The following is a 13,614-nucleotide window of genomic DNA, read 5'->3' as shown; positions in this document are numbered from 1 at the left end:
GAGCCGATCGCCACCACCGCCACCAAGGCGGAGGTCTTCGCGGTCGTTCGCGGGCGTCCGGGGCCGCCGCGCCCCCCCCCCCCCGTGACCGTCACCTCACAGGCGGGCCAGCGTGCCCTCCAGGAGCCGCACCACCGAGGTGTCCGCGACCGCGGCCACCTCGTCGTACGCGTACCACTTCAGGTCCAGCGACTCCTCGCTGATCCGCTCCACCCCGTCCGCCGGGGCGAGCGCCGCGTACTGCACGTCGAGGTGCCAGTGGCACGGCGCGGGGATCGGATGCCGGTCGAGCCGCACCGGGCCGCCGGGCAGCAGCGTCAGACCCGCGATGCCCGACTCCTCGGCGGCCTCGCGCAGCGCCGCCGCCTCGACCGTCGGGTCGCCCTCCTCGCAGTGGCCGCCCATCTGGAGCCACATGCCCAGCTTCTTGTGCAGGGTGAGCAGGACCCGCCCGCGCGAGGGGTCGATCACCAGCGCGCTGCTGGTGAGGTGACCGGCCGAGCAGGGCTTGTACATGCCGTCCGGATGCGCGGCCAGGTGCTCCAGATAGAGCTCGCGCAGCTCCGGCTGGCCCTCGTACCCCTTGAGGACGAGGACCGCGTCGTCGTGCAGCGTCACTTCGCGTCGTCCCCGTCCTCGGGCGCGTCGCCCTTGGCCGCCTCGCCGAGCATCTTGTCCAGTTCGGAGAAGTCCAGCTGCTCGCGGTGGACGAAGCCGTCCGGGTCGTCGAGGTCGGTCGCCGTCGGCAGCATGTCCGGGTGCTCCCACAGGGCGTCCCGGCCGTCGACCCCGCGCGCGTCGGTGAGCGAGGCCCACAGCCGCGAGGCGTCCCGCAGCCGGCGCGGGCGCAGCTCCAGACCGATCAGGGTGGCGAAGGTCTGCTCGGCCGGACCACCGCTGGCCCGGCGCCGGCGCAGCGTCTCGCGCAGCGCGTCCGCCGAGGTCAGACGGGTCTTGGCGGCCTCGTGGACCACCGCGTCCACCCAGCCCTCGACCAGCGCGAGCGCCGTCTCCAGGCGGGCCAGGGACGCCTTCTGCTCGGGCGTGTCCTGCGGCTGGAACATGCCCGACTGGAGCGCCTCCTGCAGCTGCTCCGGGTGGGTCGGATCGAGCTGGGAGACGGCCTCCTCCAGCTTCGAGGTGTCCACCTTGATCCCGCGCGCGTACGACTCGACCGCGCCGAACAGGTGCGCCCGCAGCCACGGCACGTGGGCGAAGAGCCGCTGGTGGGCGGCCTCGCGCAGGGCCAGGTAGAGCCGCACCTCGTCGGCGGGCACGCCCAGGTCCTTGCCGAACGCCGCCACGTTCAGCGGCAGCAGCGCGGCGCGGCCGGCCGGGCCGAGCGGCAGGCCGACGTCGGTCGAGCCGACGACCTCGCCCGCGAGCGCGCCGATGGCCTGCCCGATCTGCTGGCCGAACATGGCGCCGCCCATCGACCGCATCATGCCGATCAGCGGGCCGGCCATGGCCTGCATCTCCTGCGGCAGCACGTCGCCCATGGCCGTGCCGACCCGCTCGGCGACCGGGTCCACCAGCTCCTTCCACGCCGGGAGGGTCGCCTCGACCCACTCCGCGCGGCTCCACGCCACCGACGTGTTCGCCCCGGAGGGCAGCGAGGTGGCCTGGTCCAGCCAGAGGTCGGCGAGGCGGACCGCCTCCTCGACCGCGGACTTCTCGGCCGGGCCCACGCTGGCGTCCTTGACGCCGTCGGCGGTGCCCTGGGCGACCACCTGGCGGGCGATCTGCTTGGCCATGTCCCAGTTCACGGGACCGCCCTCGTAGCTGAGCATCTGCCCGAGCTGCTGGAAGGCCGCGCCCAGGTCCGTCGGGTTCATCGACCCGAACATCGCGGCGAACGGATTGTCCGCGCCGCCCTGGCCGCCCATGCCGGGGATGCCGAAACCGAACGGGTTCGCCCCGAACGGGTTGCCGCCCTGGCCACCGGACCCCTGGCCACCTCCGGCGGGGTCCTTCTTCTTGCCTTCGTCGCCGTCCTCCGGCTCCTCCGGCGGAAGGCCGAATCCGAATGGGGTGTCACTCACAGGTTTCCTCGGCTCCTAGGGCCACCGGCTCTCTGCCGGCGGCGACTGCCCGCTGCACAACACCAGCGTAGACATCCGGGTCGGATATGGGCTCAAGTCTCCGCCGGGCCGTGCCCTGCGGCAGGATGGACGCCACCTGGTACGTACGCGTCATCCCCGTACGTACTGAAGACAACCTCTGGAGTCGGTCGGTGAGTTCCCCAGATCCGCAGGTTCGCGGAGCGCGAAACCACTCAACCCGGTCCGCGGTGCGCGGCCCCGTCGTCGCGGTCACCGGTGCCGCCACCGGCGTCGGCGCCCTGCTGACCAGGCGTCTTGCCGAGTCGAATGAGGTCCGGCAGGTCGTCGCCATCGACGAGCGGCGCGGCGAGGTGGCGGAGGCCACCTGGCATGTCCTCGACGTACGGGATCCGGCCATCGCGGAGAAGCTCCGCGGCGCCGACGTCGTCGTGCACCTCGCCGTCGACCTCGACCTGGAGACCGACCCCGCCGCCCGGACGGCCTACAACGTGCGCGGCACGCAGACCGTCCTCACGGCCGCCGCCGCGGCCGGCGTCCGCCGGGTCGTGCTGTGCACCTCGACCATGGTCTACGGAGCCCTGCCCGACAACGACATCCCGCTCTCCGAGGACGCCGAGCTCCGGGCCACCGCCGAGGCCACCGGCGTCGGCGACCTGCTGGAGGTTGAGCGGCTCGGCCGCCGCGGCTCCCGCGCCCACCCCGGCCTCAACGTGACCGTGGTCCGCCCCGCCGTCCTCGTCGGCGGCACGGACACGGCGCTGACCCGCTACTTCGAGTCGCCCCGCCTCCTGGTCGTCGCCGGCTCCCGCCCCACCTGGCAGTTCTGCCACGTGGAGGACCTGGTCAGCGCCCTGGAGTACGCGGCCCTGGAGAAGGTCGACGGCGAGTTCGCGGTCGGCTGCGAGGGCTGGCTGGAGCAGGAGGAGGTCGAGGAGCTGTCGGGGATCCGCCGCATGGAGCTGCCCTCCGCGGTCGCCCTCGGCGCCGCGGCCCGGCTGCACCGGATCGGCCTCACCCCGTCCCCGGCCGGCGACCTCGCCTACACCATGCACCCCTGGGTGGTCAGCGTCGGCCGGCTCCACGACGCGGGCTGGCGGCCGAAGTGGACCAACGAGGAGGTCCTCGCGGCGCTCCTGGAGGAGGTCCAGGGCCGGCACACGGTCGCGGGCCGCCGGCTCGGCCGCAAGGACGCCACGGCGGCGGGCGCGGCGGGCGCCACGGTGGCCCTGCTGGGCACCGCGGCCCTGGTGCGGCAGATGCGGAAGCGGCGCGGCCTGTAGGACCCTCCTACGGAGGGTCCCGGTCCACCGGTCGAAAACGCTATTCCGGGATGTCGGCGGCGTGCGGCACCATGGACCGCATGACCACGACGCACGACCACCCCGGTGAGCTGGCCGCGGACGACCCGATCAAGCTGCTGGCGATCCGCGACACCCCGCTCTCGGTCGACGAGGTCTTCCGGGCCGTCGGGGACGACGCCGCGGGCGGCACGACGCTGTTCGTCGGCACCGTGCGCAACCACGACGGCGGCGCCGACGTCGACGCGCTGGGCTACTCCTGCCACCCGAGCGCCGAGGCGGAGCTGCGCCGGGTCGCCGAGAAGGTCGTGGCGAACTACCCGGTCCGCGCCCTGGCCGCCGTCCACCGCGTCGGCGACCTCTCCGTGGGCGACCTGGCGGTCGTCGTCGCCGTCTCCTGCCCGCACCGCGGCGAGGCGTTCGAGGCGTGCCGCAAGCTGATCGACGACCTCAAGCACGAGGTCCCCATCTGGAAGCACCAGACCTTCTCGGACGGCACCGAGGAGTGGGTGGGGGCCTGCTGAGCCTTCGCCCCGAGACTGGGGGTCCCCCCGGACGGAGTCTGGGGGAGGGTGGGGGCCTGCTGAGGGGCCTTCTCAGTGCCCCGTACGGGTGGCAAGGCGACGCGCCGACGCGGTGTAGCCGAACGCCCGATTTGCGTAACCGGCCCCCAGGCCCGAGCGTTGTTGGCACAGATGAATAATCTGCTGATCAACTCACTGGGGATGGGAGGTCGGGATGGCAGCGCTGGCCTGGTTGCTGATTCCGCTTTTCGCAGTCGTCGGCGCGGCGATATGGGGAAGCTGGGTCCAGAGGAACAAGACCATAGGTGACGTGGCCGAACTCGCCGGCTACGCCCGCTTCCGGGACGCCATGGAGCGCGCCCACCCGATCGCACCCGATTCCGCTCCGTTCCGCCCGGTGCCCGAACCGGCCCCCGCGGAGTCCTGACCGCCGCGCCGACCGCGCCCTGACGGGGTCCCGTACGGACCGCCCCAGGGGTGCGCGCACAGGCGAGTCCCGTACTGTCGTTCCATGCCACGCCGCACCGCGACGATGCTCGCCTCCACCCTGGTCCTGATCTGCCTGCTGATCGCCGGCGTCCTGATCCCGGTGCCGTACTCGGAGATGAGCCCCGGACCCACGGTCAACACGCTCGGCGAGGCGCGCGGCGAGCCGGTCCTCCAGATCTCCGGCCGCAAGACCTACCCGACCGACGGCCACCTCAACATGACCACGGTCCGGGTCACCAGCGCGGACTACAAGATGAACGCGGTCGAGGCCGTCTACGGCTGGCTGACCCACGACAACGTGGTCGTCCCGCACGACACCCTCTACCCGGACGGGAAGACGGAGGAGGAGTCGAGCCAGGAGAACGCCGAGGAGTTCAGCCAGTCGCAGGAGAGCGCCAAGGTGGCCGCCCTCGACGAGCTCGGCATCCCCTTCACCACCCGGGTCGTCGTCGCCTCCGTGGTGAAGGACTCCCCGGCGGAGGGCACCCTCCACGCCGGCGACGTGATCAAGGCGGTCGACGGGGCGGAGGTGACCGAGCCGGCCGACGTCGCCGCGCAGGTGACCAAGCGGAAGCCGGGCGAGAAGGTCGAGTTCACCATCGTCCCGGCGAAGGAGGCGGCGGCCGCCGAGAAGGCCCACAAGGAGGCCACCGTCACCCGGAAGGTGGTCCTCACCACCGCGAAGTCCGAGGAGGGCGACCGGGCGATCGTCGGCATCCAGGCCGGCACCGACCACGTCTTCCCGTTCACCATCGACATCAAGCTGGCCGACGTCGGCGGCCCCAGCGCCGGTCTGATGTTCGCGCTCGGCATCGTCGACAAGCTGACCCCGGAGAGCCTGACCGGCGGGAAGTTCGTCGCCGGCACCGGCACCATCGACGACGAGGGCAAGGTCGGCCCGATCGGCGGCATCCAGATGAAGCTGGTCGGCGCGCGGAACGCGGGTGCCGAGTACTTCCTCACCCCCGCCGACAACTGCGCCACCGCCGCCGGCGACACGCCCCACGGGCTGACCCTCATCAAGGTCGACACCATCGACGACGCGACGAAGTCCCTGGAGAAGCTCCGCGCGGGCGACACGGCGGGCCTCCCGCGCTGCTCGAAGGGCTGAGCCGGTACGGGACCGGCCCAGCGCCCCGTACGGCTCAGCCCTCGAAGGTCGCGGCCAGCGCGTCGGCGAGCCCCGGCACCAGGTCCGGGCCGGTCAGCACCTCGGTCGGCGAGTCCTTCTCGCGCAGCCGGATCGCCGCCTCCCGGGCGCCGGTCCGCAGCACGGCCACGGTCATCCGGACCTCCTGGCGGTCCGGGTGCCCGGCCACCCACTTGTTCAGCTTGGCGCCGCTCAGGTCCTTGGGGACCTGGGCCTCCGCCGACGGCGGCAGCATCAGCCGCTCCACCGTGAGGGCGCAGCCGGCCACCGCCTCGGGCCACGCGATGGTGCCGAGGAACTCGTCGAGCGGCTTGCCCTTGGGGATCTCCTCCTGCTCGATGGGGGTGTAGGCGGTCGCGTCCTCGCCGAGCTTCAGCGAGGGCGCCTGGGCCCGCAGCCGGGCGGTGTCGACCAGGGCGAAGAGACGGGCGGGCCGGTCCCAGCCGAGACCCGAGGCGTACTCGTCGATCTCGAGCACCGCGCGGGTGAGGGGACTGGAGGCCATCGGCGGGCCCGAGGGGGAAACGTTGGACATGACCAATATCCTGCCTCCTCTTCCCCCGGAGACGGGAACTAGGTAAAGCGTCAGTAAGTTGCATCTGTGGGCCCTACGATCGCGGGGCCCGCTTTCCGACGCATCAACACCGAGGGGCGCACGTTGGCTTTCCAGATGCCGGACCGTGGCGGAAGCCCGTCCGGGCCAAGGATCAGAGTCGGCCGGCCGTCCCGGCGGGCCCGCACCCTGCTGATGACACTGGGCGTGCTGGCCGTCCTGGCCATGGCGTTCGTGATGTTCGCCGGGTTCTGGACGGACTGGCTCTGGTACCGCTCGGTCCACTACTCGTCCGTGTTCACTACCACCCTGTGGACCAAGATCGGGCTGTTCGCGGTCTTCGGCCTGCTCATGGGCCTCGTCGTGGGCCTCAACATCTGGCTGGCGTACCGGCTGCGGCCGCCGCTCAGCGCCATGTCGCTGGAGCAGCAGAGCCTCGACCGGTACCGGATGGGCGTCGCCCCCTTCAAGAAGTGGGTGCTGCTCGCGGTAACCGCCCTGGTGGGCCTGATCGCCGGCGCCTCCGCCTCCGGCCAGTGGCGCACCTGGCTCATGTGGGTCAACGGCGTGGACTTCGGCGAGAAGGACTCGCAGTTCGGCAAGGACGTCTCGTTCTACGCCTTCGACCTGCCCTGGTACCGCTTCCTGCTGGCCTTCGGCTTCGCCGCCGTGGTGCTGTCGCTGATCGCCGCGGCGATCACGCACTACCTGTACGGCGGACTGCGGGTCACCAGTCCCGGTGCCCGCGCCACCGCCGCCGCCACCGGCCACCTCTCGGTGCTCCTCGGCGTCTTCGTCGCGCTGAAGGCCGTGGCGTACTGGCTCGACCGGTACGGCCTGGCGGTGAAGTCCAGCGACTTCAAGGCCACCGGCAACTGGACCGGCCTCCGGTACGTCGACGCCAACGCCTACCTCCCGGCGAAGACGATCCTCTTCTGCATCGCCGTCATCTGCGCCGTGCTCTTCTTCGCCACCCTGTGGCGCCGCACCTGGCAGCTGCCGGTCATCGGCTTCGGCCTGATGGTGCTCTCCGCGGTGCTGATCGGCGGTCTGTACCCGGCGATCGTGCAGAAGTTCCAGGTCCAGCCGAACGAGCAGGCCAAGGAAGCCCCGTACATCCAGCAGAACATCGACGCCACCCGCAAGGCGTACGCGATCGACGAGACCAAGCTGGAGAACTACTCGGGCAAGTCGACGGTCAAGGCCAAGGACAAGCTGCGCACCGACGCCGACTCGGCGGCCGCCTACCGCGTCCTCGACCCGAACATCGTCTCGCCGACCTTCCAGCAGCTGGAGCAGAAGCGGAAGTACTACCAGTTCCCGACCACGCTCGACGTCGACCGCTACCAGGGCCAGGACGTCGTCATCGGTCTGCGGGAGCTGAACATCCGCGGCATCCCGAAGCGGAACTGGATCAACGACCACTTCACCTACACCCACGGCTACGGCGCCATCATGGCCCGCGGCACCCAGACCGACGCCAACGGCTCCCCGGTCTTCACCGAGTCCGGTCTGCCGACCACGGGTGACCTCGGGAAGTACCAGCAGCGGATCTACTACGGCGAGAAGACCGACCAGTACTCGATCGTGGGCGGCCCCCAGAAGGAGCTGGACTACGAGGAGAACGGCGAGAAGACCACCAGCTACGCCGGCAAGAGCGGCGTCAGCCTGGAGAACGCCTTCAACCGCGCCGCCTACGCGGTCGCCTTCAGCGAGCCGCAGATCCTCTACTCCGGAGCCATCGGCGACGGCTCGCGGATCCTGTACAACCGCACGCCCAAGCAGCGCGTCGAGGCCGTCGCCCCCTGGCTGACCATCGACGGCGACGCCTACCCGGCCGTCGTCGACGGGAAGATCCAGTGGATCGTCGACGCCTACACGACCAGCAACGGCTACCCGTACGCCTCGCGGACCACGCTCGGCGACACCACGGCCGACTCGCTGACCGTCGGCAACCAGCAGCGCGCGGTCGTCGCCCAGCAGAACCAGGTCAACTACATCCGCAACTCGGTGAAGGCCACCGTCGACGCCTACGACGGCACGGTCACCCTCTACCAGTGGGACACCGAGGACCCGGTCCTCAAGACCTGGATGAAGGCGTTCCCCGGCACGGTGAAGGCCAAGGCCGACATCAAGCCCGACCTCCTGGAGCACCTGCGCTACCCGCAGGACATGTTCAAGGTCCAGCGCGAGCTGCTGACCCGCTACCACGTCACCGACCCGGCCCAGTTCTACAGCGGCTCGGACGCCTGGCAGGTGCCGGACGACCCGACCAACAAGGACAACGTGGCCGTGCCGCCGTACTACCTGAGCATGAAGATGCCCGGGGACACGGCCCAGCGCTTCTCGCTGACCACGACGTTCACCCCGAACGGGCGGCCCAACCTGGGCGGCTTCATGGCGGTCGACGCCGACGCCACCAGCAAGGAGTACGGCCGGCTGAGACTGCTCCGGGTCACCGAGGACGTGCCCGGACCGGCGCAGGTGCAGAGCAAGCTCAACGGTCTGCCCGACGTCGCCACCTTCGTCCGCGACATGAAGGGCGCCGACTCGGACATCCAGTACGGCAACCTGCTCACCGTGCCGCTCGACGGCGGGTTCCTCTACGTGGAGCCGGTCTACGCCCAGGGACGGAACGCGCTCTACCCGCTCCTGAAGAAGGTCGCGGTGTCGTACGTGGACGCCGACCAGCCGGACGGCGACACCACCAAGGACACCACGGTGTTCGAGAACAACCTCACGGACGCCCTGAACGCGGTCTTCGGCGTGGAGGGCACGACCCCGCCGCCCACCCCGCCGGGCACCGAGCCGCCGTCCACCCCGCAGCCGCCGGCCTCGGCGGACGCGGCGCTGAAGCAGGCCATCGCCGACGCCCAGAAGGCGTACGACGCGGGCGAGGCGGCCCTCGCGAAGGGCGACTGGGCGGCCTACGGCAAGGCCCAGGAGGACCTCCAGGCCGCGCTCCAGAAGGCCGCAGAGGCCGGTGCCAAGATCCAGCCGCAGGGGGCTTCCGGCAGCTGACCTGCGGGCTTCACCCCGCGTCGTGATAGTGTGACATCACCGACGCGGGGTGGAGCAGCTCGGTAGCTCGCTGGGCTCATAACCCAGAGGTCGCAGGTTCAAATCCTGTCCCCGCTACTGACACGAGGGCTCGGATCCATAAGGATCCGGGCCCTCGTCGCGTGTCGTGCTGACGGAGGGCGCCGAAGAGCGGTACGGAAGGGGCGAGTTGAGGCGTCTCGTGTTTGACTTGTCTCTCTGTGGGCATGTCGACAAAACGCTGAGGTGACCTCACGGGCTGCGGTATACCGGGTGTGCGCGGGTTGCGGGTGGTGCGACGATGGTATTTATGGGGGACAGGGCAACTCTGTTGGAGACAGGGCGGTTTGTGCAGCGGCACGCCAGAAATGCCGCGGACGAGATCATCGAGGCAGTGGCCGCCGTCGATGCGGTCGTCGACACCACCGCCGGGACCGTCCCGGACGCCGGGCCGGAGACCGAGGCCGAGACCGAGGCCGAGATCGAAGGCCGGCACCGGAAGGCCGCCGAGCGCGGTGACGTCGACGCCATGAGCGCCCTCGGCGCCCTGCTGCTGCGCCGCGGCGACCTCGACGGCGCCGAGCCCTTCCTGCGCGGCGCCACCGCCGAGGGCGACCGGGCCGCCGCCAACAACCTCGGCGTCCTGCTCCACCAGCGCGGCTACCCCGACGAGGCGGCCGGCTGGTGGCGGGTCGCCGCCGTCGCCGGCTCCGCCCCGGCCGCCCACGCGCTGGGCCGCCACCACCGCGAGCGCGGCGACGAGCCCGCCGCCGAGTACTGGCTCCGCCAGGCCGCCGAGCAGGGCCACGCGCTGGGCGCCTACGCCCTCGCCGACCTCCTGGAGCACCGCAGCGACGTCGGCGCCGAGCGCTGGCTCCGCGCCGCCGCCGAGCAGGGCCACCGCGAGGCCGCCCACCGTCTGGCGGTCGCCCTGGAGCGGCGCGCCACCGAGTCCTTCCGCGGCCCGCACGCCTACGGCCCCGCCGCCTCCGCCGGCCGCGTCGGCCACGCGTACGACACGGCCGGCCGCCTCCGTGCGGCCGACCCGGCGCCCACCGGCGAGGACCGTCCGCGGGCCGTCGCCCCGCCCCGGACCGCCGAGGCCGCCGGCGCCGGACTGCTCGGCGAGGCCGAGCAGTGGTTCCGGCAGGCCGCCGCCCGGGGGCACCGGCGGGCCGCGCTGCACCTCGGCGCCATCCTCGAACACCGCGGCGAGCTGAAGGAGGCCGGACGCTGGTACCTCAGCTCCGCCAAGGAGGGCGAGGCCAAGGCCGCCTGCGCCCTCGGCTTCCTGCTGCGCGACGCCGGCGACGAGGAGAGCGCCGCCGTCTGGTGGCTGCGCGCCGCCCAGGACGGCGACGGCAACGCCGCCAACGCGCTCGGCGCCCTGCACGCCGCCCGCGGCGAGCAGCAGACCGCCGAGCGCTGGTACCGCGCCGCCATGGACGCCGGCGACGTCAACGGCGCCTACAACCTCGGCCTGCTCTGCGCCGCCCAGGACCGCCTCCCGCAGGCCGAGCAGTGGTACCGCCGCGCCGCCTACGCCGGCCACCGCGAGGCCGCCAACGCGCTCGCCGTGCTGCTCCTCCAGGCCGGGGACGCGGGCGGCGCCGAGCCGTGGTTCTCCAAGGCCGCCGAGGCGGGGTCGGTCGACGCCGCCTTCAACCTCGGCATCATCCACGCCGGCCGCGACGACGACCGCGCCGCGCTCGCCTGGTACGAGCGGGCCGCCGCCGCCGGGCACACCGAGGCCGCCCTCCAGGTCGGCATCGCCGCCCTGCGCGACGGCGACGAGCAGACCGCCGAGCGGCACCTGCGCTGCGCCGCCGGCGGCGGCAGCGCCGAGGCCGCCTTCCGGCTGGCCACCGTCCTCGACGCCCGCCGCCCCGAGCCCGGCCCGGTGGTCCTCGGCGCCCCCGTGGACCAGAAGACCGAGTGCGAGGAGTGGTACGAGCGGGCCGCCCAGCAGGGCCACCGGCGCGCCCAGGTGCGGGTCGGCATGCTCGCCGCCGGCCGCGGCGACCTCACCGAGGCCGCCCGCTGGTACCGGGAGGCCGCCGAGGCCGGCAGCCGCAACGGCGCCTTCAACCTCGGGCTGCTCCTCGCCCGCGAGGGCAACGAGCGGGAGGCCGCCCTCTGGTGGACCCGGGCCGCCCGGGCCGGGCACGGCCGCGCCGCGCTCCGGCTCGGCCTGCTCGCCGCCCGCCGCGGCGAGCTGTCCGAGGGTCGCACCTGGTGCGCCCGCGCGGTGGAGCTCGGACCGGCCGAGGTCGCCGAGCGGGCGGCGCGGCTCAGCGAGGCGCTCCACGAGGAGCTCACGGCGTAAAAGCGATTTGCTCCTGTCACAGCGGTCCCGTAAGGTGGTGTTCACCGACGCGGGGTGGAGCAGCTCGGTAGCTCGCTGGGCTCATAACCCAGAGGTCGCAGGTTCAAATCCTGTCCCCGCTACTCAGTAGCCCGAAGGCCCGGATCGTCTCCGTACGATCCGGGCCTTCGGCGTTTCCGCGGATGCCCGCACGAGGTTCGTGCACACGAAGAAGGGCGCCCCCTCGGGGGCGCCCCTTTCCTCGCTAGGCCGCCGCGCAGGTCGGGCAGAGGCCGCGGTAGGTGACCTCGACGTTCGAGATCGTGAAGCCGAAGCGCTCCGTGTCCGGCAGGTCCCGCAGCGGGTCGCCCGCCGGGTGGACGTCCCGGATCGCGCCGCAGCCGGCGCAGACCAGGTGCTGGTGGGGCCGGTGGGCGTTGGGGTCGTACCGCTTGGCGCGGCCGTCGGTGGCGACCTCGATGACCTCGCCGAGCGTGACCATCTCGCCCAGCGTGTTGTAGACGGTCGCGCGGGAGATCTCGGGCAGGCGCTCGACGGCGCGGGCGTGCACCTCGTCGGCGGTGAGATGCACGTGGTCGCCGTCGAGGACCTCGGCGACGACACGGCGCTGCGCGGTCATCCGCCAGCCGCGTCCGCGCAGTCGTTCCAACAGGTCGCTCATGAAGGCCAGCGTAACAGCGGGCGGAAAAGGGGCGGACGGGCTTCCGGCCAGTGGGATACCGGCCAACCCCACCGGCCGGTCCCGGTCAGTCCGCCACGCTGTGCGCCGGGAGCCAGCAGCGGATGATGTCGCGGACCGAGACCATGCCGACCGGTCCGAGGTGGTCCAGGACGACCAGATGGCGGAAGCCGCCGCGGGTCATCGCCTCGGCCGCCTCCTCCAGCGTCCAGCCGGGCGCCGCGAAGACGACCTCGTGGGTGGTGTGGGAACCGGCCGTCTCCCGGTCCGGGTCCTCGTCGCGGCCGAGCGAGTTCAGGATGTCGCGCTCGGTGAGGATGCCGATCCCGGCGTCGCCGTCGAGGACGACGGCCGCGCCGACCCGGCGGGCGGACATCAGCCGGGCGGCCTGGCGGAGCGTGTGGGCGGGGCCGACGGTGAGGATCACCGTGCTCATGGCGTCACGGACGAGCATGGATGGAGCCACCTCCTCGGCGAACCGCCCACGGGAGACGGTTCACAAACGCACAAGTGGGGGAGTCTCAGATTCCCACCGGGGGAGGGGGTCGACAAGGGGGCGCGCGAGGCGCCCCCGGGGGCGGTCGGAGGCGTGCTCAGACGTCCGTCGTCGCCGGGTGCCCCAGCCGTCCCAGCAGCTCCTCGTGGAGCAGGCCGTTCGACGCCGCCGCGTTCCCGCTGTGCGGGCCGGGCCGCCCGTCGAGACCGGTGTACGAGCCGCCGGCCTCCTGCACCACGATCGCCACCGCCGCCATGTCCCACAGCGACAGCTCCGGCTCCGCGCACAGGTCCACCGAGCCCTCGGCGACCATCATGTACGGCCAGAAGTCGCCGTACGCCCGGGTCCGCCAGCACGCGCGCGTGAGGTCCAGGAAGGCGTCGAGCCGGCCCCGCTCCTCCCAGCCGGTCAGCGAGGAGTACGCGAACGAGGCGTCGGCCAGCGAGGCCACCCCGGAGACGCCGATCCGGGTCCCCGCGTCCTGCCCGGTGCCGGTGAAGGCGCCCAGGCCCTTCGCCGCCCACCAGCGGCGGCCCAGCGCCGGCGCCGACACCACGCCGACCACCGGCTGGAAACCGGTCTCGCCCTCCTCCATCAGCGCGATCAGGGTCGCCCACACCGGCACCCCGCGCACATAGTTCTTGGTGCCGTCGATCGGGTCGATCACCCAGCGGCGCGGGCCGGTGCCCTCCACGCCGTACTCCTCGCCCAGGATCGCGTCCCCGGGCCGCGCCTTCTGGAGCTCCGCGCGGATCAGCTCCTCGGCGGCCCGGTCCGCCTCGCTCACCGGGGTCATGTCCGGCTTCGTCTCGACCTTGAGGTCCAGCGCCCGGAAACGGGCCATGGTGGCCGCGTCGGCGGCATCCGCGAGGGCATGGGCAAGACGCAGGTCATCGTGGTAATCGGCCATGCCCGGCACTCTAGCGCCGCCCGGACGGCGCCCGGCGAACCGTCCCGCCCCGGCCCCCCGCGCTCTTGACACCACCCGCGCGGCTGC

At 72.5% G+C, this 13,614-nt stretch carries 12 protein-coding genes and 2 tRNA genes; 8 read left to right on the top strand and 6 right to left on the bottom strand.

Annotation, left to right across the window (positions count from 1 at the left end; genetic code table 11):
* Positions 1-96: 96 nt before the first annotated feature.
* Both ACFW1I_RS14665 and ACFW1I_RS14660 read right to left on the bottom strand, forming a co-directional pair.
* Positions 97-618: an NUDIX hydrolase gene (locus ACFW1I_RS14665; protein WP_384669764.1), complete on the bottom strand. Its 522-nt coding sequence runs from the start codon at positions 616-618 to the stop codon at positions 97-99.
* The gene (locus ACFW1I_RS14660) at positions 615-2,042 is read right to left on the bottom strand and encodes a zinc-dependent metalloprotease (protein ID WP_384669762.1); all 1,428 of its coding nucleotides are present in this window, start codon (positions 2,040-2,042) and stop codon (positions 615-617) included. The genes ACFW1I_RS14665 and ACFW1I_RS14660 overlap by 4 nt, the downstream gene beginning before the upstream one ends.
* A gap of 191 nt (positions 2,043-2,233) precedes the next feature.
* Between ACFW1I_RS14660 and ACFW1I_RS14655 the strand changes: the two genes are divergently transcribed.
* From ACFW1I_RS14655 to ACFW1I_RS14640, 4 genes are all read left to right on the top strand, one after another.
* Positions 2,234-3,343, top strand: a complete 1,110-nt coding sequence (locus tag ACFW1I_RS14655) for an SDR family oxidoreductase (RefSeq protein ID WP_384669760.1) — start codon at positions 2,234-2,236, stop codon at positions 3,341-3,343.
* Between the two features lie 80 nt (positions 3,344-3,423).
* Entirely contained in the window at positions 3,424-3,885 is a 462-nt protein-coding gene (locus ACFW1I_RS14650; RefSeq protein ID WP_384669758.1) for a molybdenum cofactor biosynthesis protein MoaE, read from the top strand.
* A 214-nt stretch (positions 3,886-4,099) separates the two neighbouring features.
* Entirely contained in the window at positions 4,100-4,312 is a 213-nt protein-coding gene (locus ACFW1I_RS14645; RefSeq protein WP_384669756.1) for a hypothetical protein, read from the top strand.
* An 84-nt stretch (positions 4,313-4,396) separates the two neighbouring features.
* A complete protein-coding gene (locus ACFW1I_RS14640; protein ID WP_384669755.1) occupies positions 4,397-5,485 on the top strand; it encodes a PDZ domain-containing protein in 1,089 nt (362 codons plus the stop codon).
* 34 nt (positions 5,486-5,519) lie between these two features.
* Here ACFW1I_RS14640 and ACFW1I_RS14635 read toward each other — a convergent pair whose 3' ends face one another.
* Positions 5,520-6,059, bottom strand: coding sequence for a PPA1309 family protein (locus ACFW1I_RS14635; RefSeq protein WP_384669754.1), 540 nt, complete (start codon positions 6,057-6,059; stop codon positions 5,520-5,522).
* A 135-nt stretch (positions 6,060-6,194) separates the two neighbouring features.
* Between ACFW1I_RS14635 and ACFW1I_RS14630 the strand changes: the two genes are divergently transcribed.
* The 4 genes from ACFW1I_RS14630 to ACFW1I_RS14615 all read left to right on the top strand — a co-directional run bounded on the left by ACFW1I_RS14630 (position 6,195) and on the right by ACFW1I_RS14615 (position 11,564).
* A complete protein-coding gene (locus ACFW1I_RS14630) occupies positions 6,195-9,098 on the top strand; it encodes a UPF0182 family protein (RefSeq protein ID WP_384669821.1) in 2,904 nt (967 codons plus the stop codon).
* A gap of 43 nt (positions 9,099-9,141) precedes the next feature.
* Positions 9,142-9,215 (top strand) — tRNA-Met (locus ACFW1I_RS14625).
* 202 nt (positions 9,216-9,417) lie between these two features.
* Positions 9,418-11,442: a tetratricopeptide repeat protein gene (locus ACFW1I_RS14620; RefSeq protein ID WP_384669753.1), complete on the top strand. Its 2,025-nt coding sequence runs from the start codon at positions 9,418-9,420 to the stop codon at positions 11,440-11,442.
* A gap of 48 nt (positions 11,443-11,490) precedes the next feature.
* Positions 11,491-11,564, top strand: a tRNA-Met gene (locus ACFW1I_RS14615).
* 122 nt (positions 11,565-11,686) lie between these two features.
* On the opposite strand, the gene ACFW1I_RS14610 is transcribed toward ACFW1I_RS14615, so the two are convergent.
* The 3 genes from ACFW1I_RS14610 to hisN all read right to left on the bottom strand — a co-directional run bounded on the left by ACFW1I_RS14610 (position 11,687) and on the right by hisN (position 13,527).
* A complete protein-coding gene (locus ACFW1I_RS14610; RefSeq protein ID WP_384669751.1) occupies positions 11,687-12,103 on the bottom strand; it encodes a Fur family transcriptional regulator in 417 nt (138 codons plus the stop codon).
* A gap of 85 nt (positions 12,104-12,188) precedes the next feature.
* On the bottom strand, positions 12,189-12,575 hold the full coding sequence (locus ACFW1I_RS14605) for a cyclic nucleotide-binding/CBS domain-containing protein (protein ID WP_384669749.1): 387 nt from the start codon (positions 12,573-12,575) through the stop codon (positions 12,189-12,191).
* A gap of 139 nt (positions 12,576-12,714) precedes the next feature.
* Positions 12,715-13,527: a histidinol-phosphatase gene (hisN, locus tag ACFW1I_RS14600; RefSeq protein WP_384669747.1), complete on the bottom strand. Its 813-nt coding sequence runs from the start codon at positions 13,525-13,527 to the stop codon at positions 12,715-12,717.
* Positions 13,528-13,614 lie beyond the last annotated feature (87 nt).

Source organism: Streptomyces sp. NPDC058955 (genome assembly GCF_042741435.1).
Classification (GTDB): Bacteria; Actinomycetota; Actinomycetes; order Streptomycetales; family Streptomycetaceae; genus Streptomyces.
The sequence above is the reverse complement of the archived record's forward strand: the minus strand, read 5'-3'. Positions and strand labels throughout refer to the sequence as shown.

Bases quoted from the DNA above. Each gene is read 5' to 3' on its own strand.
- ACFW1I_RS14645 (WP_384669756.1), top strand. From the start codon at position 4,100: ATGGCAGCGCTGGCCTGGTTGCTGATTCCGCTTTTCGCAGTCGTCGGC.
- hisN (WP_384669747.1), bottom strand. From the start codon at position 13,527: ATGGCCGATTACCACGATGACCTGCGTCTTGCCCATGCCCTCGCGGAT.
- ACFW1I_RS14605 (WP_384669749.1), bottom strand. From the start codon at position 12,575: ATGCTCGTCCGTGACGCCATGAGCACGGTGATCCTCACCGTCGGCCCC.
- ACFW1I_RS14620 (WP_384669753.1), top strand. From the start codon at position 9,418: ATGGTATTTATGGGGGACAGGGCAACTCTGTTGGAGACAGGGCGGTTT.
- ACFW1I_RS14650 (WP_384669758.1), top strand. From the start codon at position 3,424: ATGACCACGACGCACGACCACCCCGGTGAGCTGGCCGCGGACGACCCG.
- ACFW1I_RS14635 (WP_384669754.1), bottom strand. From the start codon at position 6,059: ATGTCCAACGTTTCCCCCTCGGGCCCGCCGATGGCCTCCAGTCCCCTC.
- ACFW1I_RS14610 (WP_384669751.1), bottom strand. From the start codon at position 12,103: ATGAGCGACCTGTTGGAACGACTGCGCGGACGCGGCTGGCGGATGACC.
- ACFW1I_RS14640 (WP_384669755.1), top strand. From the start codon at position 4,397: ATGCCACGCCGCACCGCGACGATGCTCGCCTCCACCCTGGTCCTGATC.
- ACFW1I_RS14630 (WP_384669821.1), top strand. From the start codon at position 6,195: ATGCCGGACCGTGGCGGAAGCCCGTCCGGGCCAAGGATCAGAGTCGGC.